At 57.1% G+C, this 25,915-nt stretch carries 16 protein-coding genes, 2 tRNA genes and 4 rRNA genes; 9 read left to right on the forward strand and 13 right to left on the reverse strand.

Annotated features, from left to right (window positions below; genetic code table 11):
- Positions 1-142: 142 nt before the first annotated feature.
- From C4J84_RS00515 to C4J84_RS00560, 10 genes are all read right to left on the reverse strand, one after another.
- Entirely contained in the window at positions 143-2,104 is a 1,962-nt protein-coding gene (locus C4J84_RS00515) for a DUF4105 domain-containing protein (RefSeq protein ID WP_124434779.1), read from the reverse strand.
- Positions 2,101-2,421 (reverse strand): DUF2388 domain-containing protein, encoded by a 321-nt coding sequence (locus C4J84_RS00520; RefSeq protein WP_124365308.1) that lies wholly within the window; start codon positions 2,419-2,421, stop codon positions 2,101-2,103. The genes C4J84_RS00515 and C4J84_RS00520 overlap by 4 nt, the downstream gene beginning before the upstream one ends.
- A 38-nt stretch (positions 2,422-2,459) precedes the next feature.
- Entirely contained in the window at positions 2,460-2,768 is a 309-nt protein-coding gene (locus tag C4J84_RS00525; protein ID WP_124360666.1) for a DUF2388 domain-containing protein, read from the reverse strand.
- 81 nt (positions 2,769-2,849) lie between these two features.
- Complete coding sequence (locus tag C4J84_RS00530; RefSeq protein ID WP_124369106.1) at positions 2,850-3,170, reverse strand: DUF2388 domain-containing protein; 321 nt, start codon at positions 3,168-3,170, stop codon at positions 2,850-2,852.
- Between the two features lie 331 nt (positions 3,171-3,501).
- Positions 3,502-3,717, reverse strand: a complete 216-nt coding sequence (locus tag C4J84_RS00535) for a DUF1127 domain-containing protein (protein WP_003187413.1) — start codon at positions 3,715-3,717, stop codon at positions 3,502-3,504.
- A gap of 318 nt (positions 3,718-4,035) precedes the next feature.
- Positions 4,036-5,529, reverse strand: coding sequence for an acetyl-CoA hydrolase/transferase family protein (locus C4J84_RS00540; protein ID WP_124365309.1), 1,494 nt, complete (start codon positions 5,527-5,529; stop codon positions 4,036-4,038).
- A gap of 233 nt (positions 5,530-5,762) precedes the next feature.
- The gene (locus C4J84_RS00545; RefSeq protein WP_124369107.1) at positions 5,763-7,199 is read right to left on the reverse strand and encodes an NAD(P)(+) transhydrogenase (Re/Si-specific) subunit beta; all 1,437 of its coding nucleotides are present in this window, start codon (positions 7,197-7,199) and stop codon (positions 5,763-5,765) included.
- Positions 7,199-7,519, reverse strand: a complete 321-nt coding sequence (locus tag C4J84_RS00550) for an NAD(P) transhydrogenase subunit alpha (protein ID WP_003187417.1) — start codon at positions 7,517-7,519, stop codon at positions 7,199-7,201. Before C4J84_RS00550 ends, C4J84_RS00545 begins: the two co-directional genes overlap by 1 nt.
- Before the next feature lie 15 nt (positions 7,520-7,534).
- On the reverse strand, positions 7,535-8,656 hold the full coding sequence (locus C4J84_RS00555; RefSeq protein ID WP_124434780.1) for a Re/Si-specific NAD(P)(+) transhydrogenase subunit alpha: 1,122 nt from the start codon (positions 8,654-8,656) through the stop codon (positions 7,535-7,537).
- 452 nt (positions 8,657-9,108) lie between these two features.
- Positions 9,109-10,008: a LysR family transcriptional regulator gene (locus C4J84_RS00560; RefSeq protein ID WP_124369108.1), complete on the reverse strand. Its 900-nt coding sequence runs from the start codon at positions 10,006-10,008 to the stop codon at positions 9,109-9,111.
- A 157-nt stretch (positions 10,009-10,165) separates the two neighbouring features.
- Here C4J84_RS00560 and C4J84_RS00565 point away from each other — a divergent pair, with 157 nt between their 5' ends.
- The 9 genes from C4J84_RS00565 to C4J84_RS00610 all read left to right on the forward strand — a co-directional run bounded on the left by C4J84_RS00565 (position 10,166) and on the right by C4J84_RS00610 (position 20,748).
- Entirely contained in the window at positions 10,166-11,347 is a 1,182-nt protein-coding gene (locus C4J84_RS00565; RefSeq protein WP_124360672.1) for an acyl-CoA dehydrogenase, read from the forward strand.
- A gap of 13 nt (positions 11,348-11,360) precedes the next feature.
- The gene (locus C4J84_RS00570) at positions 11,361-12,581 is read left to right on the forward strand and encodes a CaiB/BaiF CoA-transferase family protein (RefSeq protein WP_124434781.1); all 1,221 of its coding nucleotides are present in this window, start codon (positions 11,361-11,363) and stop codon (positions 12,579-12,581) included.
- 563 nt (positions 12,582-13,144) lie between these two features.
- Positions 13,145-14,681: ribosomal RNA gene (locus C4J84_RS00580) — 16S ribosomal RNA — on the forward strand.
- 82 nt (positions 14,682-14,763) lie between these two features.
- Positions 14,764-14,840 (forward strand) — tRNA-Ile (locus C4J84_RS00585).
- Between the two features lie 30 nt (positions 14,841-14,870).
- Positions 14,871-14,946: transfer RNA gene (locus C4J84_RS00590), tRNA-Ala, on the forward strand.
- Positions 14,947-15,195: 249 nt separating this feature from the next.
- Positions 15,196-18,087, forward strand: a 23S ribosomal RNA gene (locus C4J84_RS00595).
- Between the two features lie 165 nt (positions 18,088-18,252).
- A 5S ribosomal RNA gene (gene rrf / locus C4J84_RS00600) occupies positions 18,253-18,368 on the forward strand.
- Positions 18,369-18,477: 109 nt separating this feature from the next.
- Positions 18,478-18,593 (forward strand): 5S ribosomal RNA (gene rrf / locus C4J84_RS00605).
- The 16S, 23S and 5S rRNA genes sit together here with 2 tRNA genes alongside, the layout of an rRNA operon.
- 274 nt (positions 18,594-18,867) lie before the next feature.
- Positions 18,868-20,748: a methyl-accepting chemotaxis protein gene (locus tag C4J84_RS00610; RefSeq protein WP_124360674.1), complete on the forward strand. Its 1,881-nt coding sequence runs from the start codon at positions 18,868-18,870 to the stop codon at positions 20,746-20,748.
- Positions 20,749-20,817: 69 nt separating this feature from the next.
- Here C4J84_RS00610 and C4J84_RS00615 read toward each other — a convergent pair whose 3' ends face one another.
- From C4J84_RS00615 to C4J84_RS00625, 3 genes are read right to left on the reverse strand one after another with little or no spacing between them, the layout of a single operon-like run.
- A complete protein-coding gene (locus tag C4J84_RS00615) occupies positions 20,818-24,192 on the reverse strand; it encodes an amino acid adenylation domain-containing protein (RefSeq protein WP_124369110.1) in 3,375 nt (1,124 codons plus the stop codon).
- Complete coding sequence (locus tag C4J84_RS00620) at positions 24,189-25,136, reverse strand: diiron oxygenase (RefSeq protein WP_124369111.1); 948 nt, start codon at positions 25,134-25,136, stop codon at positions 24,189-24,191. Before C4J84_RS00620 ends, C4J84_RS00615 begins: the two co-directional genes overlap by 4 nt.
- A complete protein-coding gene (locus C4J84_RS00625; protein WP_124369112.1) occupies positions 25,133-25,891 on the reverse strand; it encodes a DUF3050 domain-containing protein in 759 nt (252 codons plus the stop codon). Before C4J84_RS00625 ends, C4J84_RS00620 begins: the two co-directional genes overlap by 4 nt.
- Between the last annotated feature and the right edge of the window lie 24 nt (positions 25,892-25,915).

A 25,915-nucleotide genomic window follows, 5' to 3' on the forward strand; every position in this document is an offset into this window, starting at 1 on the left:
GGTCGTGAGGCTTATTCAGATACAAATGTGGGAGGGGGCTTGCTCCCGATAGCGGTGGGTCAGCCAGCACATGTATCAGCTGACCCAATGCCATCGGGAGCAAGCCCCCTCCCACAATTGGGTTTTGCGTACTGCTGAATCTTCAGGGCAGTTCGAGACCACCGGCCGCCTTGTGCAACGCCCGCAGATGTTCGCCCATCTGCTTGAGATTGGCTTCGCAAGCGGCAATCTCGGCAGCACGGGCAGGCTCGAGCAGCGCCCTTACCTCTTTATCCAGTTCGCCGGTCAGCGATTGCAGTTGCTTCTGGCGCTCGGCACTTTCCGATTCCAGCCGCTTGGCTTCTGAAGGTTGCGGCAGGCCGTAGCCGCCACTGTCGAGCAGTTCGGCCGGACGGCTGAGGAAGCCGCTGTTGGCGAGAATTTGCTGCAGCGTGTTATTGGCTTTCTCCATGCCGCCGTTTTTCAGCTCCCGGGCATTGAGGTAGCGTTGTTTGACTTCGTCCTGGGCGAGCATCAGTTGTTTGCGATAGCTGGCTTGTTCCAGCAACAGCAACGCGGCGCTGGTGCGCAAGTCGGCCTGGCTGAACCATTGGCGGCGCTCTTGCGCATTCAGCGACAGCCACTCTTCGACTTGGGTCTGCTTGATCGGCAGACGCTTGCGCAGTACATCGAACATCGCCTGGTAGCGCTCGCGGAACGAGTCGAAGTGGTAACCCAGGCGCAACGCCTCGCGCTTGTCGTTCAGCACGCTGGTATCGGCCAACCCACGGGCGCTGAGCACTTCCAGCAAGCCGTTGGGGGTGATGTTGTCCAGGCCGGTCAATTGGGGGTTGGCGCTGCCACTGCGCAACAGCTTCAGGCTTTCTACCGCGCAGTTGTTGGAAATAAAGAAGTAGTTGCCGTCGTAGCTCCAGTGCATCTCGGCGGCATGTTCGACCGTGTCGTTGATTTCCTGGCGGTTGAGCTTCAGCGGCACCGATGCCAAACCGCGCAGTTCGGTCTTGGTGTATTCGTCGATGACCTGGGCCAGCGGCAGCACAAACAGGCGCGACGGGTATTTGCCCACCAGGCCGTCCCAGCTCGACAGCTGGACGTCACCGACGAAGGCGCGGTAGGACAACACCAGATGCTGATCCAGGTCCAGCCGGCAATCCGGTCCGCGCGGACGGCCCGGCGCGCAGATCACCAGACGCAGCATGCTGTGGCCCCAGCGGCTTACCAGATTCTGGTTGGCTTCGGCGAGCAGGTAGTCGATTTCGTACACGCGCTCCGGGTCGATCTGGCCCAGCGGGGTCTTGGCGAAGTCATTGCCGGCGTTCAAAAACGCGTAGGTATTGCCGCAGGCGTCCTGCCCGGGCGGTGCCCAGCCGAAATGTTCCTTGTAATAGCGCGCCAGCGCGGGACGGCGGCACGCGTAGCTGGGGTCGAGGAGGAAATACTCCATATTGACCGCGACGAATTCCAGCGGGCTGGTGGTTTCGTAGATATCCGGGCTGCGCACCACTTGATTATTGTGCTGTTCGCGTTCGCCGCGACGGCCGACGTATTGCGGCCAGCCGGCGAGGTCCAGCAAGCGTGGGTCGTCACTGAGCGTGAAGCGCCGGTCATTCTGGCCACGGCATTGATCGGGCAGGCCAATCAAACCGGTGATGCTGTTCTGGCGGCTGCATCGCTGGATCAGGGCTCGCTCGTCTTTGGACCAGACGCGCGCACGGTCGTAGATATGGGTCAGTTCATGCAGCACGGTGGCGAGCATTTCCTTGCGCACGGTGCCGTGGGGGCGGTTGGTTTTCTGCGTGGCGGCGCTGCCGTCGGTCAGGCTGGCAAGCAGGTTCTGGTTGAGGTCCAGTTCGGACACCAGGGAGGCCTGGCCATAAGCGTTTTCAGGCATCTTGTCGGTCCAGCCGACGTCGATACGGCGGTCCAACTGCTCGATGAAACGCGGCGGCAAGGCGCCCATCGCTTCATCGAGCAACGCCTGGCTGGCCTGCTGTTGCGCCGGGCTCAAGCCATCGGTCTTGAGCCGCAGTTGCAGGCCGGCCTGGGCTGTACCGGCACACAGCAGCACGGCCCCGGCCAGGAGCCAGGCGTTGATTCGCCTCACAGAGCGAGGATAGCTTCGGCGAGCGTCTGGTCGCTGGCATCACGGGCTTCTGGCACGCGGGTGCGCAAGGTGTCGAACGCCGCCTCAAGTTGCGCGCCACGGATCTCGCCGTTGGTGGCGACGAAGCTGGCGGCATCATCGTGGGCTTCACGCACGATTTTGGAGTCGCGGATGGAGGTGGTGGTGTCCGAGGTGAAATCAATAGTGCGCGCCGAAGCACGGACGATAATGTTACTGGTGGCCTTCAGGGTTTGCGCCTGGGCGACATCGGCCAAAAACAGCAGGCCGAGGGCGGCGATGATCAACGGGCTACGCATGGGGTGACTCCAATACAAAGATGGACATACAAAGATGATTATTGGACGAGAATTGCCTGCGCCAGTTCAAGGTCGCTCGCATGAAGTTTTGGCTGGGTACGGCGTAGGTAATCCAGCGCGGACTCCAAGCGTGCGCCCCGCCATTGGCCGTCAGTGGCAATGAAAGCAGCAGCATCATCCTTGGCAACCCGTACCAATTTGTTGTCGAACGGCGCAGAGGTCACCTTGCTGGTGGCGTATGCGCTGACAACGGTGCTCTGGATGGACACGTCAAAGGCCGAAGCCGGCGGTGCCCAGCAGGCGCAGAACATCACAGGAACAATCAACAGACGGTATGAAAAAGCCATGGGACTCGACAACTGAAAACGAGCGCCAAGGCTAGCGCAATGACCGGATGAGGGCCAGTGCGACTGGCCCTTCCCCTGGTTTTAGATCGCCAGGATGGCCTGGGCCAATTGAGCGTCGGTTGCGGTGCTCAACTGCGGCGCCTGCTGGCGGATCTGGGCCAGGGCGCTTTCCAGTTTCACACCACGGATGGCGCCTTCGCTGGCGACAAAACTGGCCGCGTCGTCACGGGCGGCTCGCACCACTTTGTTGTCGCGCAGGGAGGACGTGGCATCAGAGGTGGCGTCGGAGGTGGCTTTCAGTGCGCCAACGATCGAATCGGTGGTCACGATAAAGCTGCTCGCGTTGGCATTGGCAGCAACGACCAACAGGGCGGCAGTGCACAGCAGGCGAAGACGGGACATGGGGTAACTCCTGTAGATGAGCAAATAAAGTGGCACAGAGTGGCCACAATGAAACGGACGTTGGCATTTGGGCATCTGACGCCCGTTCTACAAGGTTCGCCACGTAGTGATTGGATATTAGGCCACCGCTTGTCCATTCGGAAGTCGTCGTTTAACTGTTATGGTTATATTTTAAAATATAAAAACTGTATTGGTTCGGCAGATTATCGCTGTCTCAATTGCATCGCATCAGAAACAGCAAAGCCCGCCTCCAGTTTCCCGGGGCGGGCTTTGCTTTGACAAATCAGAGTGCTGGCAGTGGACCCGTCAGGTCAGGGCCAGCGAGCGCCAATCAGCGCCAGAACGGCTTGCTCAGCTCTTCGTAGCGTTGAGCTTCGCTGATACCGGCATCGGCCAGCAGACGCGAATCCAGGCGAGCCAGTTGGTGGCGGCTGGAGATGCGGCGCTGCCACAACATCAGGTTGGCGAGAACGCGCAGAGGCAGGGAAGCCTGGGTGTTAACAGCTTTTTCTTCGAAGAACAGTTCGGAACTGAGTGTACGTTCCATGATGACATCCTTCCGCTTGTGGCGGGATTAGGTAGTGGTTTAACTGATGCCAATCATCCTCCTCCCGCGCAAGACTCTCTAGATACAGTTCACCTGTATTGTGAGGGGCCAGTTAACTGTTTATAGAGGCTGTACGGTACGAAATGAGGGCAACTGTACCTGTTCGCACTGAAACAGTGCGAAATTGGCATTTTAGAGGAAGGTCGTAGGTTATTTCGGTAGGAAATGACCGGTACAGCAGTACAGTTTTTGACGTAACTGCCGCTTAAGCGACCGGGTCGATGAAACTGTCTAGGCATCAACCCGGTTGTGTACCCCTCAAGCCTTGAGCATGTGTCCGGTTTCTTCCAGGTTAATGTGCCAGCTCAGTGCATCACGCAGGATGTGCGGGGTATGCCCGCCAAGCGCGCAGGCGGCCTCGAAGTAACTGTTCAGCGCATCCCGGTACGCCGGGTGCACACAGTTGTCGATGATCACTCGGGCCCGCTCCCGTGGCGCCAGGCCACGCAAGTCGGCCAGGCCCACTTCGGTCACCAGGATGTCTACGTCATGTTCGGTGTGGTCCACATGGCTCACCATCGGTACCACGCTGGAAATCGCGCCGCCTTTAGCAATCGACTTGGTCACGAAGATCGCCAGGTGCGCATTGCGCGCAAAGTCCCCGGAGCCGCCAATACCGTTCATCATTCGCGTGCCGCAAACGTGGGTGGAATTGACGTTGCCGTAGATATCGAACTCCAACGCGGTGTTGATACCAATAATGCCCAGGCGACGCACCACTTCAGGATGGTTGGAAATCTCCTGCGGGCGCAGCACCAATTTGTCCTTGTAGTGCTCAAGATTGCCAAACACGTCGGCATTGCGCCGCTCCGACAGGGTAATCGAGCTGCCGGAGGCGAAGCTCAGCTTGCCGGCGTCGATCAAGTCGAACGTCGAGTCCTGCAGCACTTCCGAATACATGGTCAGGTCTTCGAACGGCGAGTCAATCAGGCCGCACATCACCGCGTTAGCGATATTACCGATACCGGCCTGCAGCGGGCCGAGCTTGTTGGTCATGCGTCCGGCGTCTACTTCCTGTTTCAGAAAGTTGATCAGGTGATTGGCGATGCCTTGTGTATCGGCGTCGGGTGGCGTCACGGTGGACGCAGAATCCGCCTGATTGGTGATCACAATAGCGACGATTTTTTCGGGCGGGATAGGAATCGCCGGGCTGCCAATGCGGTCGTCGACTTTAACCAGCGGAATCGGCGTGCGGGTTGGCCGGTAGGAGGGGATGTAAATATCGTGCAGCCCTTCCAGGTTCGGATTGTGTGCCAGGTTGATCTCGACGATCACTTGCTTGGCAAAAATCGCGAAGCTGGCCGAGTTTCCTACCGAGGTGGTGGGCACGATATGCCCAAGCTCGGTGATTGCAACGGCTTCGATTACCGCGATGTCCGGCAACTTGAGCTGATTGTTACGCAGCTGCTCGACGGTTTCCGACAGGTGCTGGTCGATAAACATCACCTCACCCGCATTGATCGCCTTGCGCAGCGTGCTGTCCACTTGAAAGGGCATGCGGCGTGAGAGTACGCCGGCTTCGGTCAATTGCTTGTCCAAGTCGTTGCCCAGGCTGGCGCCGGTCATCAGGGTGATTTTCAGCGGGGAAGTCTTGGCGCGCTCGGCCAGGGCGTGAGGAACGGCCTTGGCTTCACCGGCACGGGTGAAGCCGCTCATGCCGACGGTCATGCCGTCTTCGATCAGTGCGGCGGCGTCTGCCGCGCTCATGACCTTGTTCAACAATGAAGGCAAGCGGATACGATCACGGTACATGAATGGTTATCTCGGGCTACGGAAGCAAGGTGGGCAGTGTAGTGATTTCAAAAAGTTTCGGCCCGCTACCATGGTCGAATGCCGAGTAGCGATTTAGAGCCTTTGGTCGGGTTTCATATGAGTGTGCAAGCGGGACGTGCAACGTCCCCGGCTGCATTCCCACGCAGAGCATGGGAACGAAAAAACCCCAGCCTACGTGAGGCCAGGGTTTCGGGTGTTGCGCTGGCGCAGTGTTATTCGACGGCCTTGACCATGTCTTCGATGACCTTCTTGGCATCGCCAAAGACCATCATGGTCTTGTCCAGGTAGAACAACTCGTTATCCAGGCCCGCGTAGCCGCTGGCCATCGAGCGCTTGTTGACGATGATGGTCTTGGCCTTGAACGCTTCAAGGATCGGCATGCCGGCGATCGGTGAGTTCGGATCGTTCTTGGCGGCCGGGTTGACCACGTCGTTGGCGCCCAGCACCAGTACCACGTCGGCCTGGCCGAACTCGGAGTTGATGTCCTCCATCTCGAACACCTGGTCGTACGGTACTTCTGCTTCGGCGAGCAGTACGTTCATGTGCCCAGGCATACGGCCCGCCACCGGGTGGATCGCATACTTCACTGTCACGCCGCGGTGCGTCAGCTTCTCGGTCAGTTCCTTGAGCGCGTGTTGCGCCCGGGCCACTGCCAGGCCGTAGCCCGGCACGATGATCACGGTGTCGGCGTTGGTCAGCAGGAACGTGGCATCGTCGGCCGAGCCGGACTTCACCGGCCGTGCTTCTTTAGAGCCTGCCGCAGCGGTGGCGTCTGGCGTGTTGCCGAAACCGCCGAGCAGTACATTAAAGAAGGAACGGTTCATCGCCTTGCACATGATGTACGAGAGGATTGCGCCGCTGGAACCCACCAGGGAGCCGGCGATGATCAGCATCGAATTGTTCAGCGAGAAGCCGATGCCCGCCGCTGCCCAGCCGGAGTAGCTGTTGAGCATCGACACGACGACCGGCATGTCGGCGCCGCCGATCGGGATGATGATCAGCACGCCCAGGACAAAGGCCAGGGCCAGCATCACTGCGAAGGCAGTCAGGTTGCCGGTGAACATGAACGCCAGGCCCAGGCCCAGCGTGAGCAGGCCCAGCACCAGGTTGAGCTTGTGCTGGCCACCGAACTGTACCGGTGCGCCCTGGAACAGGCGGAACTTGTACTTGCCCGACAGCTTGCCGAAGGCGATCACCGAACCGGAGAAGGTGATTGCGCCGATGGCGGCGCCGAGGAACAGCTCCAAGCGGTTGCCCGCAGGAATCGCGTCGCCCAGGTGTTTGACGATGCCCAGCGATTGCGGTTCGACCACAGCTGCAATGGCGATAAACACTGCGGCCAGGCCGATCATGCTGTGCATGAAGGCTACCAGCTCCGGCATCTTGGTCATTTCTACGCGCTTGGCCATGATCGAGCCGGCGGTGCCGCCGATCAGCAGGCCGACGATCACGTAGCCGATACCGGCAGTCGCCAGCTCAGCGCCGAGCTTATAGATGAGGCCGACGGTGGTGAGTACCGCCAGCGCCATGCCGAGCATGCCGAACAGGTTGCCGCGCCGCGAAGTGGTCGGGTGCGAGAGGCCTTTGAGGGCTTGGATGAAACAGATCGACGCAATCAGGTAGAGCGTCGTGACGAGGTTCATGCTCATTACTTTGGCGCCTCTTCTTTTACTTTCGGGGCTTTTTTCTTGAACATCTCAAGCATGCGCCGCGTGACCAGAAAGCCACCAAATACGTTGACCGCTGCGAGGGCCACGGCCAGGGTGCCCATCGTCTTGCCCAGCGGCGTCACCGTGAGGGCGGCGGCGAGCATGGCGCCGACGATCACGATGGCCGAAATGGCGTTGGTCACGGCCATCAACGGCGTGTGCAGCGCGGGTGTCACGTTCCAGACCACGTGGTAACCGACATAAATCGCCAGCACAAAGATGATCAGGTTGTAAATACCGGGGGAGATAAGCTCTTCCATCGTCTGAATCCCTGCTTAGGCGTTTTTGCGGATGACTTGGCCGTCGCGGCACATCAGGCACGCGGCGACGATGTCGTCTTCGAGGTTGATTTCAAACTGCCCTTCCTTGGTGAACACCAGCTTCAGGAAGTCCAGCAGATTGCGTGCATACAAGGCCGACGCATCGGCGGCCACGGCGCCGGCCAGGTTGGTCGGGCCGCAAATGATCACGCCGTTTTCCACCACCACTTGATCTGCGACCGTCAGCGGGCAGTTGCCGCCCTGGGCTGCCGCGAGGTCAATGACGACCGAGCCCGGTTTCATCTGTGCGACGGTTTCGGCGCTGAGTAAGGTCGGTGCTTTGCGACCGGGGATCAATGCCGTGGTGATGACGATATCGGCTTGCTTGGCGCGCTCGTGCACAGCCAGGGCCTGGCGCTGCATCCAACTGGTGGGCATCGGGCGTGCGTAACCACCGACGCCGACCGCGCATTCACGTTCCTCATCGGTTTCGTAAGGCACATCGACGAACTTGGCGCCGAGGGATTCGATCTGTTCCTTTACGGCCGGGCGTACATCAGAGGCTTCGATTACTGCACCCAGGCGTTTCGCCGTGGCGATGGCCTGCAAACCGGCGACGCCGGCGCCAAGGATCAGCACGCGGGCCGCTTTCACGGTGCCTGCGGCGGTCATCAACATCGGCATGAAGCGCGGGTAGTGGTGGGCAGCCAGCAATACCGCCTTGTAACCGGCGATGTTGGCTTGTGAAGACAGCACATCCAGGCTCTGGGCCCGCGAGGTGCGTGGCGCCGCTTCGAGAGCGAAGGCCGTGATGCCGCGTTCTGCGAGCTTGGCGATGGTTTCGTTGCTGAACGGATTGAGCATGCCCACCAATACGGTGCCGCTTTTGATCAGCGCCAGTTCGCTGTCGCTGGGGGCAACCACCTTGAGGATCAGTTCGGCGCCAAACGCATCGTTGGCGCTGCCAATGGTTGCGCCTGCCGTTTCATAGGCACTGTCGACGATGCTGGCTTTAATGCCTGCGCCGCTTTGTACAGTGACCTTATGGCCCTGGCCGATCAGCTTCTTGATGGTTTCCGGGGTGGCAGCCACCCGCGTTTCACCGGTCTGGGTTTCGAGAGGAACACCAATGTGCACGTCAAATCTCCTGCATGATCTTTTTGCTTTTGATCTTTTTGTAAAAAGGCCAGTGCGCCGTGAGTGGCGCAGCTGGGGCGGCCGATCAGCACGATCCCGCTGAAATGACAGCGGGGCGCGGCATTTTGCAGGCGAACTTTACGGCCTTCAAGGGATTATGACGGGTGACGAAAAATTAACTACAAGTCACCCTGTGACTGATTGTCGCAATGCACTGGAATAACCTTATTGAATACAGGCTGTTAAGCAATTTTGTAGTGAAATATACGGTTTCCACATGGTCATGGTGAATAGTCGGTTATTGACCCGTGATGGTCGCTATAGGCCTTGAAAATCATGGCTTTGAGCCTCATCTGTGTTCGGCAGGTACAGTCTGTTTAAATGCGACATCTACGTATATCTGTAGGGCTTTTATTCATCTGACTACAAGGTCAATAAATTGCTGTATGCCTTTAAATATTGGGGTTGTAGCGCTGAGATTGGCCGATAAGCCAGTCTCGGAACGCATGCAATGAAGCAGATTCGACCTTTCGGTCTGGAATCATCAAGTAATAGGCCTTATCGCTGCTCAGGGTCTGGTTAGCGGCGATCACCAACTGTTTCTCCTGTAACTCCCGCTGGATCAAGAAGGGCGGGATCAGCGCGATGCCCATGTCATGCATAGCCGCCTGGGACAACATTGAGAATAGCTCGTAACGCGGGCCTGTCATGTCGCGGGGAACGCTCAGTTGCTGGGCGTTGAACCACTGGCGCCAGGCATAAGGGCGGGTTGTCTGCTGCAGCAGGGGCAGTTCGGCGATTTCCCGAGGAGTGAAGTGCGCAAGGTCGCCGAGTAAGCGTGGGCTGCAGACGGGCACAGGGTTTTCACCCATGAGCCGATGGGATTCCGTGCCGGACCAGTCGGCATCGCCGAAGTAGATCGCAGCGTCGAACTCGGTGTCGGCAAACAGGAAGGGGCGCGTGCGGTTGGTCAGGTTGACCGTCACTTCCGGATGCTGCTGTTGGAAGTCCTTCAGGCGCGGGATCAGCCACTGGGTGCCAAACGTCGGTACCACCGCCAGTTCGATCACATTCGCACCCTGCTGGCCCATGACGGAAAGGGTGTCGCGCTCCACTGCGTCCAGTTGCGTTGCCACTCTGCGGCTATAGGACAGCCCTGCCTCGGTCAGCTTCACTCCGCGCCGCGAGCGCCGAAACAGTTCGACACTCAAAAACTCTTCAAGGCTGGCGATCTGCCGGCAGATCGCGCCTTGGGTGATGGAAAGCTCCTGCGCCGCCTTGGTGAAGCTCTCGTGGCGGGCTGCTGCTTCAAAGCTGATGAGCGCGGTAGTGCTGGGGATTTTCCTGCGCATGTACATTGTCCTCACATGTAAGGCGCATTTTTGGCCTTATCGAGCATCACGAAGTGAGAAATTAGCACAAGCTCATGCAGAAACCTCGTTTGCCCTCTGCACCGTCCCGACCTAGTCTGCATGCACGACGTTTGATTCTTTTCGTGAGGACTTATTCATGGCTGGCAAGGCAAGCTTCAACTGGATCGATCCACTGCTGCTGGATCAACAGCTCACCGAAGAAGAGCGCATGGTGCGTGACAGTGCCGAGCAATTTGCTCAGGACAAGTTGGCGCCTCGAGTGCTTGAAGCTTTCCGTCATGAAAAGACCGACCCCGCGATTTTCCGCGAGATGGGCGAAACCGGCTTGTTGGGAGCGATGATCCCCGAGCAATACGGTGGCAGTGGCTTGAACTATGTCAGCTACGGGTTGATTGCCCGTGAAGTCGAGCGGGTCGATTCCGGTTATCGCTCGATGATGAGCGTGCAGTCCTCACTGGTGATGGTGCCGATCAATGAATTCGGTACCGAGGCGCAAAAGCAAAAGTACCTGCCGAAATTGGCCTCGGGCGAATGGATCGGCTGCTTCGGTCTCACCGAGCCCAATCATGGTTCTGATCCAGGCGCGATGATCACCCGTGCGCGCAAAGTGGAGGGCGGCTACAGCCTGAGCGGCGCGAAGATGTGGATTACCAACAGCCCGATCGCTGACGTGTTTGTGGTGTGGGGCAAGGACGATGCCGGCGACATACGCGGTTTTGTCCTGGAGAAGGGCTGGAAAGGCCTGAGCGCGCCGGCGATTCACGGCAAGGTCGGCCTGCGAGCGTCTATTACCGGCGAAATCGTGATGGATAACGTATTTGTCCCGGAAGAGAACATCTTTCCGGATGTGCGTGGCTTGAAGGGACCTTTTACTTGCCTGAATTCGGCACGATACGGCATCTCCTGGGGCGCGTTGGGCGCTGCGGAGTTCTGCTGGCATACCGCGCGTCAGTACACCCTTGATCGCCACCAGTTTGGCCGGCCATTGGCCGCGACGCAGTTGATCCAGAAGAAGCTGGCCGACATGCAGACCGAGATCACGTTGGCGCTGCAAGGCTGCCTGCGGTTGGGTCGGATGAAGGATGAAGGGACGGCGGCGGTCGAGATCACTTCGATCATGAAGCGCAACTCATGCGGCAAGTCCCTGGATATCGCGCGCATGGCCCGGGACATGCTCGGTGGTAACGGCATCTCCGATGAGTTTGGGGTGGCGCGGCATTTGGTCAACCTGGAGGTGGTCAACACCTATGAAGGTACCCATGACGTGCATGCCTTGATCCTGGGGCGCGCGCAAACCGGTCTTCAGGCGTTCTATTAATAGGAGCATGGGCATGGGCGCGCTTTCGCATCTGCGAGTACTGGATTTATCGCGAGTACTGGCGGGCCCTTGGTCCGGGCAGATACTTGCGGACCTCGGGGCCGAGGTGATCAAGGTCGAAAGGCCGGGCAATGGTGACGACACGCGCGCCTGGGGGCCGCCCTTCCTCAAGGATGCTTATGGTGAGAACACCAGTGAGGCGGCTTATTACCTGTCGGCCAACCGTAATAAGGAATCGGTGACCATCGACTTCACCAAGCCTGAGGGGCAGAGGCTGGTGCGTGACCTGGCGGCCAAGTCGGACATTCTGATCGAGAACTTCAAAGTCGGTGGCCTGGCGGCTTATGGTTTGGATTATGAGTCGCTCAAGGAGATAAATCCGGAGCTGATCTATTGCTCGATCACCGGTTTTGGCCAGACCGGGCCTTATGCCACGCGTGCCGGCTATGACTTCATGATTCAAGGGTTGGGTGGGTTGATGAGCCTGACCGGTCGGCCTGAGGGGGATGATGGCGCGGGGCCGGTGAAGGTTGGGGTGGCATTGACCGATATTCTCACGGGGCTTTATTCAACCGTGGCTATCCTGGCGGCCCTCGCTCACCGGGATCACGACGGCGGCGGGCAACATATCGATATGGCGCTGCTGGATGTGCAGGTGGCTTGCCTGGCTAATCAGGCGATGAATTACCTGACGACGGGAGTCTCGCCAAAACGCCTGGGCAACGCGCATCCGAATATCGTGCCTTATCAGGACTTTCCTACGGCCGATGGTGATTTCATTCTGACGGTGGGAAATGACGGGCAGTTTCGCAAATTCGCCGAGGTGGCTGGGCAGCCACAGTGGGCGGATGATCCGCAGTTCTCTACTAACAAGATGCGGGTTGCCAATCGTGCGGCGCTGATCCCGTTGATTCGTCAGGCGACGGTCTTCAAGACCACGGCAGAGTGGGTATCGCAACTGGAGAAAGTAGGCGTGCCGTGTGGGCCGATCAATGATCTGGCGCAGATGTTCGCTGATCCGCAGGTCAAGGCGCGGGGGTTGGCCATAGAGCTGCCTCATGCTTTGGCGGGGATGGTGCCTCAGGTCGCAAGCCCGATCCGGCTTTCCAAGACGCCTGTGGAGTATCGCAGTGCGCCGCCGCTGCTGGGTGAGCACACGCTGCAAGTGCTGCAGAATGTACTGGGGCTGACGCCGTTGAATGTGGCGGCTTTAAGAGAGGCTGGCGTCATCTGAGTGCGTTCTCTATATAGAAGAGGTATCTGTCGGTCGTTTTATGATCAATCCTAACTATTTGATAAGAAAACGAAATTAGAAGTTGACGGCAGATTCTGTGCGCCTATAATTCGCCCCACTTCCGGCGCAGTCGAAACGGAAAACTCCTTGGTAAACAATGAGTTAAGTAGTTTTCGACAGCAAGCCGCTTCAGTTCATCGAAGCCAAAAGGAAGTTGAAAAAGAGGTGTTGACAGCAGCGTGTAACGCTGTAGAATTCGCCTCCCGCTTACGAGAGATCGCAAGCGCAAGTGGTTGAAGTTGTTGAAGAATCTTCGAAAACTTCTGAAAATAACCGCTTGACAGCAAATGAGGCTGCTGTAGAATGCGCGCCTCGGTTGAGACGAATAGCTCTTAACCAACCGCTCTTTAACAACTGAATCAAGCAATTCGTGTGGGTGCTTGTGGAGTCAGACTGATAGTCAACAAGATTATCAGCATCACAAGTTACTCCGCGAGAAATCAAAGATGTAACCAACGATTGCTGAGCCAAGTTTAGGGTTTCTTAAAAACCCAAAGATGTTTGAACTGAAGAGTTTGATCATGGCTCAGATTGAACGCTGGCGGCAGGCCTAACACATGCAAGTCGAGCGGTAGAGAGAAGCTTGCTTCTCTTGAGAGCGGCGGACGGGTGAGTAATGCCTAGGAATCTGCCTGGTAGTGGGGGATAACGTTCGGAAACGGACGCTAATACCGCATACGTCCTACGGGAGAAAGCAGGGGACCTTCGGGCCTTGCGCTATCAGATGAGCCTAGGTCGGATTAGCTAGTTGGTGAGGTAATGGCTCACCAAGGCGACGATCCGTAACTGGTCTGAGAGGATGATCAGTCACACTGGAACTGAGACACGGTCCAGACTCCTACGGGAGGCAGCAGTGGGGAATATTGGACAATGGGCGAAAGCCTGATCCAGCCATGCCGCGTGTGTGAAGAAGGTCTTCGGATTGTAAAGCACTTTAAGTTGGGAGGAAGGGCAGTTACCTAATACGTGATTGTTTTGACGTTACCGACAGAATAAGCACCGGCTAACTCTGTGCCAGCAGCCGCGGTAATACAGAGGGTGCAAGCGTTAATCGGAATTACTGGGCGTAAAGCGCGCGTAGGTGGTTTGTTAAGTTGGATGTGAAATCCCCGGGCTCAACCTGGGAACTGCATTCAAAACTGACTGACTAGAGTGTGGTAGAGGGTGGTGGAATTTCCTGTGTAGCGGTGAAATGCGTAGATATAGGAAGGAACACCAGTGGCGAAGGCGACCACCTGGACCAACACTGACACTGAGGTGCGAAAGCGTGGGGAGCAAACAGGATTAGATACCCTGGTAGTCCACGCCGTAAACGATGTCAACTAGCCGTTGGGAGCCTTGAGCTCTTAGTGGCGCAGCTAACGCATTAAGTTGACCGCCTGGGGAGTACGGCCGCAAGGTTAAAACTCAAATGAATTGACGGGGGCCCGCACAAGCGGTGGAGCATGTGGTTTAATTCGAAGCAACGCGAAGAACCTTACCAGGCCTTGACATCCAATGAACTTTCCAGAGATGGATTGGTGCCTTCGGGAACATTGAGACAGGTGCTGCATGGCTGTCGTCAGCTCGTGTCGTGAGATGTTGGGTTAAGTCCCGTAACGAGCGCAACCCTTGTCCTTAGTTACCAGCACGTTATGGTGGGCACTCTAAGGAGACTGCCGGTGACAAACCGGAGGAAGGTGGGGATGACGTCAAGTCATCATGGCCCTTACGGCCTGGGCTACACACGTGCTACAATGGTCGGTACAGAGGGTTGCCAAGCCGCGAGGTGGAGCTAATCCCAGAAAACCGATCGTAGTCCGGATCGCAGTCTGCAACTCGACTGCGTGAAGTCGGAATCGCTAGTAATCGCGAATCAGAATGTCGCGGTGAATACGTTCCCGGGCCTTGTACACACCGCCCGTCACACCATGGGAGTGGGTTGCACCAGAAGTAGCTAGTCTAACCTTCGGGAGGACGGTTACCACGGTGTGATTCATGACTGGGGTGAAGTCGTAACAAGGTAGCCGTAGGGGAACCTGCGGCTGGATCACCTCCTTAATCGACGACATCAGCTGCTCCATAAGTTCCCACACGAATTGCTTGATTCATTGAAGAAGACGAAAAGAAGCAGCCCGAAATTGGGTCTGTAGCTCAGTTGGTTAGAGCGCACCCCTGATAAGGGTGAGGTCGGCAGTTCGAATCTGCCCAGACCCACCAATTTTGTGTGGGAAACGCCTGTAGAAATACGGGGCCATAGCTCAGCTGGGAGAGCGCCTGCCTTGCACGCAGGAGGTCAACGGTTCGATCCCGTTTGGCTCCACCACTACTGCTTCTGTTTGTAGAAAGCTTAGAAATGAGCATTCCATCGTTGTGATGGTGAATGTTGATTTCTAGTCTTTGACTAGTTCGTTCTTTAAAAATTTGGGTATGTGATAGAAAGATAGACTGGACGTTACTTTCACTGGTAACGGCTCAGGCTAAGGTAAAATTTGTGAGTCGCTCTTAATTGAGTATGATCGAATTTTCGGCGAATGTTGTCTTCACAGTATAACCAGATTGCTTGGGGTTATATGGTCAAGTGAAGAAGCGCATACGGTGGATGCCTTGGCAGTCAGAGGCGATGAAAGACGTGGTAGCCTGCGAAAAGCTTCGGGGAGTCGGCAAACAGACTTTGATCCGGAGATGTCTGAATGGGGGAACCCAGCCATCATAAGATGGTTACCTTACACTGAATACATAGGTGTATGGAGCGAACCAGGGGAACTGAAACATCTAAGTACCCTGAGGAAAAGAAATCAACCGAGATTCCCTTAGTAGTGGCGAGCGAACGGGGACTAGCCCTTAAGTGGCTTTGAGATTAGCGGAACGCTCTGGAAAGTGCGGCCATAGTGGGTGATAGCCCTGTACGCGAAAATCTCTTAGTCATGAAATCGAGTAGGACGGAGCACGAGAAACTTTGTCTGAATATGGGGGGACCATCCTCCAAGGCTAAATACTACTGACTGACCGATAGTGAACTAGTACCGTGAGGGAAAGGCGAAAAGAACCCCGGAGAGGGGAGTGAAATAGATCCTGAAACCGTATGCGTACAAGCAGTGGGAGCCTACTTTGTTAGGTGACTGCGTACCTTTTGTATAATGGGTCAGCGACTTATTTTCAGTGGCGAGCTTAACCGAATAGGGGAGGCGTAGCGAAAGCGAGTCTTAATAGGGCGTCTAGTCGCTGGGAATAGACCCGAAACCGGGCGATCTATCCATGGGCAGGTTGAAGGTTGGGTAACACTAACTGGAGGACCGAACCGACTACCGTTGAAAAGTTAGCGGATGACCTGTGGATCGGAGTGAAAGGCTAATCAAGCTCGGAGATAGCTGGTTCTCCTCGAAAGCTATTTAGGTAGCGCCTCATGTATCACTGTAGGGGGTAGAGCACTGTTTCGGCTAGGGGGTCATCCCGACTTACCAAACCGATGCAAACTCCGAATACCTACAAGTGCCGAGCATGGGAGACACACGGCGGGTGCTAACGTCCGTCGTGAAAAGGGAAACAACCCAGACCGTCAGCTAAGGTCCCAAAGTTATGGTTAAGTGGGAAACGATGTGGGAAGGCTTAGACAGCTAGGAGGTTGGCTTAGAAGCAGCCACCCTTTAAAGAAAGCGTAATAGCTCACTAGTCGAGTCGGCCTGCGCGGAAGATGTAACGGGGCTCAAACCATACACCGAAGCTACGGGTATCACGCAAGTGATGCGGTAGAGGAGCGTTCTGTAAGCCTGTGAAGGTGAGTTGAGAAGCTTGCTGGAGGTATCAGAAGTGCGAATGCTGACATGAGTAACGACAATGGGTGTGAAAAACACCCACGCCGAAAGACCAAGGTTTCCTGCGCAACGTTAATCGACGCAGGGTTAGTCGGTCCCTAAGGCGAGGCTGAAAAGCGTAGTCGATGGAAAACAGGTTAATATTCCTGTACTTCTGGTTATTGCGATGGAGGGACGGAGAAGGCTAGGCCAGCTTGGCGTTGGTTGTCCAAGTTTAAGGTGGTAGGCTGGAATCTTAGGTAAATCCGGGATTCTAAGGCCGAGAGCTGATGACGAGTTGTCTTTTAGACGACGAAGTGGTTGATGCCATGCTTCCAAGAAAAGCTTCTAAGCTTCAGGTAACCAGGAACCGTACCCCAAACCGACACAGGTGGTTGGGTAGAGAATACCAAGGCGCTTGAGAGAACTCGGGTGAAGGAACTAGGCAAAATGGCACCGTAACTTCGGGAGAAGGTGCGCCGGTGAGGGTGAAGGACTTGCTCCGTAAGCTCATGCCGGTCGAAGATACCAGGCCGCTGCGACTGTTTATTAAAAACACAGCACTCTGCAAACACGAAAGTGGACGTATAGGGTGTGACGCCTGCCCGGTGCCGGAAGGTTAATTGATGGGGTTAGCTAACGCGAAGCTCTTGATCGAAGCCCCGGTAAACGGCGGCCGTAACTATAACGGTCCTAAGGTAGCGAAATTCCTTGTCGGGTAAGTTCCGACCTGCACGAATGGCGTAACGATGGCGGCGCTGTCTCCACCCGAGACTCAGTGAAATTGAAATCGCTGTGAAGATGCAGTGTATCCGCGGCTAGACGGAAAGACCCCGTGAACCTTTACTATAGCTTTGCACTGGACTTTGAATTTGCTTGTGTAGGATAGGTGGGAGGCTTTGAAGCGTGGACGCCAGTTCGCGTGGAGCCAACCTTGAAATACCACCCTGGCAACTTTGAGGTTCTAACTCAGGTCCGTTATCCGGATCGAGGACAGTGTATGGTGGGTAGTTTGACTGGGGCGGTCTCCTCCTAAAGAGTAACGGAGGAGTACGAAGGTGCGCTCAGACCGGTCGGAAATCGGTCGTAGAGTATAAAGGCAAAAGCGCGCTTGACTGCGAGACAGACACGTCGAGCAGGTACGAAAGTAGGTCTTAGTGATCCGGTGGTTCTGTATGGAAGGGCCATCGCTCAACGGATAAAAGGTACTCCGGGGATAACAGGCTGATACCGCCCAAGAGTTCATATCGACGGCGGTGTTTGGCACCTCGATGTCGGCTCATCACATCCTGGGGCTGAAGCCGGTCCCAAGGGTATGGCTGTTCGCCATTTAAAGTGGTACGCGAGCTGGGTTTAGAACGTCGTGAGACAGTTCGGTCCCTATCTGCCGTGGACGTTTGAGATTTGAGAGGGGCTGCTCCTAGTACGAGAGGACCGGAGTGGACGAACCTCTGGTGTTCCGGTTGTCACGCCAGTGGCATTGCCGGGTAGCTATGTTCGGAATAGATAACCGCTGAAAGCATCTAAGCGGGAAACTAGCCTCAAGATGAGATCTCACTGGGACCTTGAGTCCCCTGAAGGGCCGTCGAAGACTACGACGTTGATAGGTTGGGTGTGTAAGCGCTGTGAGGCGTTGAGCTAACCAATACTAATTGCCCGTGAGGCTTGACCATATAACACCCAAGCAATTTGCGTCGGCTCTTTAATCCAGAGCAACCAGATTGCGGTGTGTGAAGACGCAATGAACCGAAAGTTCGATGCTCACGAAACACCGAATTCTATCCCATACCCAATTTGCTGAAGCGAGGCCATCTGGTCACGACTCAGTACCCGAATTTCTTGACGACCATAGAGCATTGGAACCACCTGATCCCATCCCGAACTCAGTAGTGAAACGATGCATCGCCGATGGTAGTGTGGGGTTTCCCCATGTGAGAGTAGGTCATCGTCAAGATTAAATTCCAGAACCCCTGTTTGCGTACGCAGACAGGGGTTTTGTTTATGTAGAAGTCCATGAATTTCACCGGTACGTTGCTAGCGCAACGATCTGGTACACAGAATTTCTTGACGACCATAGAGCATTGGAACCACCTGATCCCATCCCGAACTCAGCAGTGAAACGATGCATCGCCGATGGTAGTGTGGGGTTTCCCCATGTGAGAGTAGGTCATCGTCAAGATTGAATTCCGAAACCCCTGTCTGCTCACGCAGACAGGGGTTTTGTCGTTTAGGGCTCTAAGTGGCTGATAGTCGACTGTGCTCATACCGCCTGTCGTTCTCTTACGCTAAAAGCGGAAGATTCACACAAATCTCTAAGTTTTATCGATTTCTAGCCGAAAGCCTGACGAGCCATGCGTGCACCGAAACAGAGCGGTCGCAGAGTCCGCCTATCGCGATACATGGAATGTTCCACTCGGCACGCTCACCCCCCTTTGGCAAAAGAAGTCGATGAAATGAATCTCAAGTTCAGTCATAAAATTCTGTTGGCTGCGTCAGGCGTCGTGGTTTTGGCCTTCGCGCTATTCACGTTCTACAACGATTACCTGCAGCGCAACACGATCAGGCAGAACCTGGCGTCCTCCATCCAGCAATCCGGAGAGCTTACCGCCAGCAGTGTGCAGAACTGGCTCAGCGGCCGCATCCTGGTTCTCGAGAGCCTGGCACAAAACGTTGCCCATCAAGGCAGCGCCGCCGACCTACCCGGCTTGGTCGATCAACCGGCGCTCACCTCCAACTTCCAGTTCACCTACGTTGGCCAAATCAATGGAGTGTTCACCCAGCGCCCCGACGCGAAGATGCCCGAAGGCTATGACCCACGTCAGCGCCCTTGGTACAAGCAAGCCGTAGCAGCCGACAAAACCATGCTTACCCCGCCTTATATGGCGGCTGTAGGCGGCCAGATCGTGACGATCGCCATGCCGGTGAAGAAGAACGGAGAGTTGTTGGGCGTTGTGGGTGGCGACTTGAGCCTGCAAACCTTGGTAAAGATCATCAACTCGGTGGATTTTGGCGGTATTGGCCATGCATTCCTGGTCAGTGGTGATGGCCAGGTCATCGTCAGTCCTGACCAGGACCAGGTGATGAAAAACCTCAAGGATATCTACCCGGGCACCCAGGTGCGCATCGAGAAGGTTAACCAGGAGGTTGTCCTCAATGGACAAGACCGAATCCTGTCCTTTACACCAATCAACGGGTTGCCGGGGGCTGACTGGTACATCGGTTTGTCTATCGACAAAGATAAAGCCTATGCAGCACTGGGTAAATTTCGCACTTCAGCGTTGATCGCAATGCTCATCGCCGTGGTGGCGATTGCCGTACTGTTGAGTGTGCTGATTCAGGTGTTGTTGCGTCCGCTGACCACCATGGGCGTTGCCATGCAGGACATTGCCCAAGGCGAGGGTGATCTGACCCGCCGCCTCGACGTGACCAGCAAAGATGAGTTCGGCGAAGTCGGAAGCGCATTCAATCAGTTTGTCGAGCGGATCCACGCCTCGATTTCCGAAGTGTCCTCGGCCACCCGCCAGGTGCATGACCTGTCCCAGCGCGTAATGGCCTCGTCCAACGCGTCGATCATCGGCTCCGATGAACAAAGTGCACGTACCAACAGCGTGGCTGCCGCTATTAACGAGCTGGGTGCCGCCACCCAGGAAATCGCACGTAACGCCGCTGATGCCTCGCAGCATGCCAGCGGTGCCAGTGAGCAAGCTGATGATGGGCGCAAAGTGGTCGAGCAAACCATCCAGGCGATGTCGGAACTGTCGCAGAAAATCAGCCTGTCCTGTACCCAGATCGAAACCCTTAACGCCAGCACCGACAACATCGGACACATTCTCGATGTGATCAAGGGCATCTCCCAGCAGACCAACTTACTTGCGCTTAACGCGGCAATCGAAGCTGCCCGTGCCGGCGAAGCAGGGCGTGGGTTTGCCGTGGTGGCGGATGAAGTGCGTAACCTGGCTCACCGTACCCAGGAATCGGCAGAAGAGATCCACAAAATGATCACTTCGCTGCAAGTGGGTTCGCGTGAAGCCGTGACCACCATGAACGCCAGCCAGGTCTCCAGCGAAGAAAGCGTTGAAGTGGCTAACCAAGCCGGCGAGCGTCTGGTCAGCGTGACACAGCGAATCGTTGAGATCGACGGCATGAACCAATCGGTCGCCGCTGCCACCGAGGAGCAAACGGCGGTGGTTGAAACCCTCAATGTCGACATCAACCAGATCAACCTGCTGAACCAGCAAGGCGTGGCCAATCTCAACGAGACGCTCAAGGACTGCGATGCGCTGTCCCAGCAGGCCAGTCGATTGAAGCAATTGGTCGATAGCTTCAAGATCTGATCCTCGCTGTATCGGAGCGAGGCCTCGCTCCGATACTGCCGAGCAACTTCAATGCGGGCCCAAAACCGCTCAGAGAAAGCCGATGGCCCTGAGGTAGTCACAGCCCTTGCGTAACAGTGCGGGGCTCTTTGGCGGATACTGTGTGCCCATTTGTTCCAGGCCCCACTGCGCGTTGCTGTAATGGATCATCGACGTGTCGCCGATGTCTTCACCCAACCCATCAAGGTAAAAGCCCAGTACGCCGAACAACGCATTGTCGTGGCGCACTGTGCGCAACGCCCTTTGCCAATGTTGAAGGCTTATCCGTTCGAAGGTGTGTCCGGCCTGGCTGAATGCATCAAGGTACTGGTCCCAGCTCAAAGGCTGAGGATTGTGCAGGTTGAAGACGTTTCGCCCAGGCACAAAACGCGCGCTGTGAAACGCGATGAAGCGCGCCAGGAAGTCCACCGGCATCAGGTCGAAATTGCCCTCCATTCGAGGAACCCTGCCCAACTGCAGTGACCCCTTGAGCATCAACATCAACCGATTTTTATGGGGTTGGCAGACACCGTTGCGGCTGTTGAAACTGATATTCCCGGGCCGATGAATATTCACCCATGCCCCTTGCTCGACTGCACGCCCCAACAACCGCTCGGCCACCCACTTCGAGAGGTTGTAGCCGTTTTTTACATAGAGTGGCAACGCGCGGCTTGCGGGTGCTTCGAGCACATACCCATCAGTGTCGAGGCGACTGCAGGCCGACAGCGTTGAAATGAAATTGAAAACTTTCTTACAGTGGGTCTCGCAAAGGCGCAGGCATTCAAACATCGGTTCGACGTTGTCGTTGGCCAGTGCTATGTAGTCCATCACATGGTTGACCTGCGCCGCATTGTGCACCAGCACACCATGATTGCGGGCGAGGTGGTCGTACGCCTCTGCAGACAGACCCAGGCGGGGTTGGCGCAGGTCGGCGGCATATACCTGCACTCGGCTCAGGTCCAGCTGTTCCAGGCGGTATTCGCGCAACGCCTGAGAGAATCGGTCCGCCGCCGACTGGCCTGGGAGCGTCCGGACCAGGCACGCTACCTCCTGCGCCCCACCCGCCAGCAAGGCCTGGACGATGTGCACGCCGACAAAGCTGTTCGCCCCTGTGACAATCGCCTTGCGTGGATCCCCGGCGCGGGCCTCGGGCAGCACCTCAAGCGCCAAGGCTCGGGACGCATCTTTTTCCATCTGGCTGAACGATGTATTCGGCAGCGCTGCGCCCTCCATCTGCAAGGCCAGCGTACGAATCGTCGGCGCTTCAAAAAATTGGCTCAAGGAGAGGCTGCGGCCAAACTGCTCGCGCAGGCGCAGCAACAAGGTGGACAGCAGGATCGAATGGCCGCCCAGGTTGAAAAAGCTGTCGTCGATCGACACGTCACCGGCAGGCAACCCTAACAACTCCCCCCACAGGTCTACCAACTGCGCCTGGACTGGCGTGAGCGTGCTGCAACGCGTCATCTCCTGGGCGCGGGTAATCGGCGTCTCCCGCAACGCCTTGCGATCGATCTTGCCGTTGCTCGAAGCGGGCAGGCTCGGCAGCTCGCTCCAGGCGACAGGTTGCATATGCTCAGGCAGCCACTGCCGTGCGTGCTCCTTCAGGCTGGCCAGCGTGGCGCCGGGTTCGGGCTGGGCCGCAAAGCCGATGATTCTATGCGTCTGATCAATCACCACTGCCACTTGGCGAAACAACCGACTGCTGCGCAGGCAGTGCTCGATCTCCTGAGGTTCGACCCGAAAACCGCGGATCTTGACCTGGTCATCCCGCCGGCCGCCCAACTCGATACCGTCTTGCGTCCATTTCGCCAGGTCGCCGCTGCGGTACGCCTGCAGCCATTGCCCGTCGGGCAACGTCAGCTTGATGAACGGGGAGTCGGCCTGCGGTGGTCCGTTCATATAGCCCAGGCTCACGCCCGGTCCTGCGAGGTACAGATCGCCCATCACCTGCTCGTCCACCGGTTGCAGGTGCTCGTCCAGGATCAAGACCTGGCTGTTGGCGATGGGCAGGCCGATATTGCGATTGCTATCACCGAGCCGAAACGTTCGATGGGTTGCCAATACCGTGGCTTCGGTGGGGCCATAGAGGTTGTGAAACTGGCATTGGCCGGCCATTCGCTCGATCACGTAGGGTTCGCAAAAGTCGCCGCCGGTGAGCAGGTGTGCGAGGCCCAGCGGCTGTTCCAGCGGCAAGATGCCGAGCAGTGCCGGTGGCAAGAAAGCATGAGTGACGCGTTGCAGGCGAATCAGCTCGACCAATTGTCGGGGATCGTGACGTTGTTCTGCGCTGGGGACAATCAACGCTGCGCCCGCGATCAAGGCGGGAAAAATATCGATCAGTGATGAGTCAAAGCTCAGCGGCGAAAATTGCAGAACGCGACTCTTATCGTCCAGCGCCACACAGGTACCGAGCCAGGCCGTGAAATGCGCCAGATTATGTTGGCTGAGCAGCACACCCTTGGGTTGCCCCGTGGTGCCAGAGGTGAAAAGCGCCATGCACGGCGCATCGGCGTGGGGACGATGGCGCATCAGCGGCTGTGTGGAGTCGATGCTGTGTGGGGTGAGCGTACTGACATCAAGTGAAACGTACTTATCCCGCAACGGGTGCAGGCCATTTTCCAGTAATACGCCTGCACCTGCGCTTGTCAGCATGCTGTGCTGGCGTTTTACCGGATGGTCCGGAGACAGCGGCAAATACACCGCGCCACAGCCCAGCACCGCCAGAATGCTTGCGTAAAGCTCGGTAGATTTCTCCAGGCACACACCCACCACCGGTGTTTCAATGCCCTCCAACAGGGGCAGCAGGTGTTGCTGAATCGCCACGGCTTTTTCCTGAAGCTGGCGATAAGTCACCCTGCGCCCCGCAATATTCAGCGCTGTACGATCGGCGAAGGCATTCAGGCTGGCCTGCAACCGTTCGATCATGGGCGCCTGTGCCGCCCGCAGCAGTGCCGGATCGGCTGTACGGTTGAATCGATGCATGAACGCCAGTGACTCCAGTCCTCGCAAGCCCTGTTCGGGCAAGGTGCCCGGGTTGGCCGTTGCACAGAAATAACCAGGGTCTCTCGAGAATCCGCTGACCAATGACCCTACCCACTCCACCAGAGCGTGCGCCGCACGACGACGCAGGCGCTGGCCGTTGCCGCTGGGCTCCTCGGCGACTTCGTGCACGGCCAACAGGCGCCGATCACGGTCATAGCAGCGAAACTGAAGTGCGGGTAACCCAGTTTCGGACACGGGGCCGATGCCCAGGCGCAGGCTCATCCATGGCGCATCGGTGGATAAGGCTGACGGTGACTGGCTGCCGTCCTCAATCACCAGGTCGACCGACCCCGCCCCCGCGATATGCCCGTATTGTTCCAGAACCTGCTTGAGGGCCCCCAGTGCTTCACTGGCACCGCCCCATTCAATCGTCAAGCGCCTCATGCCAGCCTCCCCGCCGCGGGCAGGTAGTCGTCCAGTGCGCGTGCCACGCTTGGGGTGTGCAGCACGCCGCTGTGGTGCAGGAAGCTCATGATGTTGCCCATCAACGGGTGTTGGCGGGTGATAGGAAAATCCAACGCAACGATTTCATCCTGCAGCGCCAAACGAATATCGGTACTGACATCCAGGTGTTCGATCAACTGCAGGTCGAAGCCTTTCTGTATGTCGTTGGTCAGGTAATGGGCCAGAAAGGTCGGGAGCACGCCGGCAATGCTGTCGCGGTCTTGCGCGCTTGCCGACTGCCAGTAGATACGCATTAACTGTGTCCAGAACTGTGCGTGGCGCCCTTCATCGAATAGGTGATCGGCCATCAAGCCGCGTACGGACGACTTGATACTGTCGTCCTTGGAAAAGGCCGCCACATCATGGGTGACGGTGTTTTCGGCGATGGCCACGACAATCAACTCGACGGCATCGTGCAGGTGCTCCGGTGCCTGCGCCTGCGCGGCCGGCAAGGCGCGGCTCAGTTCGATCTGCCCCGGCAGGTCCAGGGGCTCGATACCGGTCAACGCCACGGCTTGCTGCAGGAAGTCCAGTGCCACCAATGCGTGGTAATCCTCATCCACCACGACGGTCATTGCATCGTAGCGGCAGGCGAGGGGGAGGGGCAGCGAGAAGCGATTCTTGGCAATACGGCGGGCAAGCTTATCGACGATCTCGGTTTCGAAAACCACGATGTCATGGATGAATCGATAAAAGCTTTGCGTCAGCACAAAGTCGCGGCATTGCGAGCAGCGCTCGAGAAAGGTCGCACTCAGTACAAGGGGTTGGCGGCTCAGGGGATAGATCAGTTTGCCGTCGTTTTCCAACATGCGGCGCGGGCGTGTGCGGATGGTTGCGCGCCGCTCCCAGTCTTCGGCAAAGGAGTGATAGCCGGTGGCGCTCATGGGTTTACCTCATGCATTGAGGCGTGTACATCGTCCCAGAAGGTCATGCGGCTTTCCAGGGCACCGAAGGCAGCGCTATCGGCTTGTCGCTGGCGAGTCGGGTCTGCGCCGATCAAATGCTGGAGCACCTGCTCCGCCGCCGGGCCGTGCTCCTGGCTATCCAACTCGATATGACGGTTGAGGTAGTGACACAAGATGGGTGCCTGACGAGCAATCAAGGGGCTGCTGCACAGAAGGCGCTCGAACATCGATGCAATGACGCCTTCACGACCATGCAGGAAGGCCGCCGCGACGCAGTGGGTGGGGGCGCTGAGTGCGATCTGCCATGTGCTGTCGACAAAGCGCGGCACACCGGGGGGCGCACCGATCATTCGCAGCGCTGCGCTGACCTCTACACCCTGGTGTTGCAGGTCAATGAAACGTGCGATGACACGGGTATTGGCGCCCACCTCCGCCATGGCCTCCAGGTACAGCTCAAAGTGACTGCAATGGCCCCGCGTCGGATGTTCGTCCGACTCCTCGCCCAGCACGATTTCATTGATCAGGCGTGCGGCCTGCGGATTGGCCGGCGGGAGCCAGGGTATTTGGGTGCAAGTAAGATCCTGCTGCAGGCGTTTGGTCAGGGTCATGAAGTCCCAAACCGCAAATACATGGCTTTCCATAAAGTGTTGTAATTTGCTAAGAGAAGTTATTTCTGCAAATAACGGATGACTGCACAGTTGAAGTTTCTTTTTTTCAAGCAAATGATGATGCATGGTTGACGCCTATGAAGTTGTTGC

It is taken from the genome of Pseudomonas sp. R11-23-07 (assembly GCF_003852295.1).
Lineage (GTDB): Bacteria > Pseudomonadota > Gammaproteobacteria > Pseudomonadales > Pseudomonadaceae > Aquipseudomonas.

Coding starts and splice junctions, on each gene's coding strand:
- C4J84_RS00550 (WP_003187417.1), bottom strand. CDS start 7,519: ATGGAAGAGCTTATCTCCCCCGGTATTTACAACCTGATCATCTTTGTG.
- C4J84_RS00625 (WP_124369112.1), bottom strand. CDS start 25,891: ATGCATCATCATTTGCTTGAAAAAAAGAAACTTCAACTGTGCAGTCAT.
- C4J84_RS00610 (WP_124360674.1), top strand. CDS start 18,868: ATGAATCTCAAGTTCAGTCATAAAATTCTGTTGGCTGCGTCAGGCGTC.
- C4J84_RS00545 (WP_124369107.1), bottom strand. CDS start 7,199: ATGAGCATGAACCTCGTCACGACGCTCTACCTGATTGCGTCGATCTGT.
- C4J84_RS00570 (WP_124434781.1), top strand. CDS start 11,361: ATGGGCGCGCTTTCGCATCTGCGAGTACTGGATTTATCGCGAGTACTG.
- C4J84_RS00565 (WP_124360672.1), top strand. CDS start 10,166: ATGGCTGGCAAGGCAAGCTTCAACTGGATCGATCCACTGCTGCTGGAT.
- C4J84_RS00560 (WP_124369108.1), bottom strand. CDS start 10,008: ATGCGCAGGAAAATCCCCAGCACTACCGCGCTCATCAGCTTTGAAGCA.
- C4J84_RS00620 (WP_124369111.1), bottom strand. CDS start 25,136: ATGAGCGCCACCGGCTATCACTCCTTTGCCGAAGACTGGGAGCGGCGC.
- C4J84_RS00615 (WP_124369110.1), bottom strand. CDS start 24,192: ATGAGGCGCTTGACGATTGAATGGGGCGGTGCCAGTGAAGCACTGGGG.
- C4J84_RS00535 (WP_003187413.1), bottom strand. CDS start 3,717: ATGGAACGTACACTCAGTTCCGAACTGTTCTTCGAAGAAAAAGCTGTT.
- C4J84_RS00530 (WP_124369106.1), bottom strand. CDS start 3,170: ATGTCCCGTCTTCGCCTGCTGTGCACTGCCGCCCTGTTGGTCGTTGCT.
- C4J84_RS00520 (WP_124365308.1), bottom strand. CDS start 2,421: ATGCGTAGCCCGTTGATCATCGCCGCCCTCGGCCTGCTGTTTTTGGCC.
- C4J84_RS00540 (WP_124365309.1), bottom strand. CDS start 5,529: ATGTACCGTGATCGTATCCGCTTGCCTTCATTGTTGAACAAGGTCATG.
- C4J84_RS00525 (WP_124360666.1), bottom strand. CDS start 2,768: ATGGCTTTTTCATACCGTCTGTTGATTGTTCCTGTGATGTTCTGCGCC.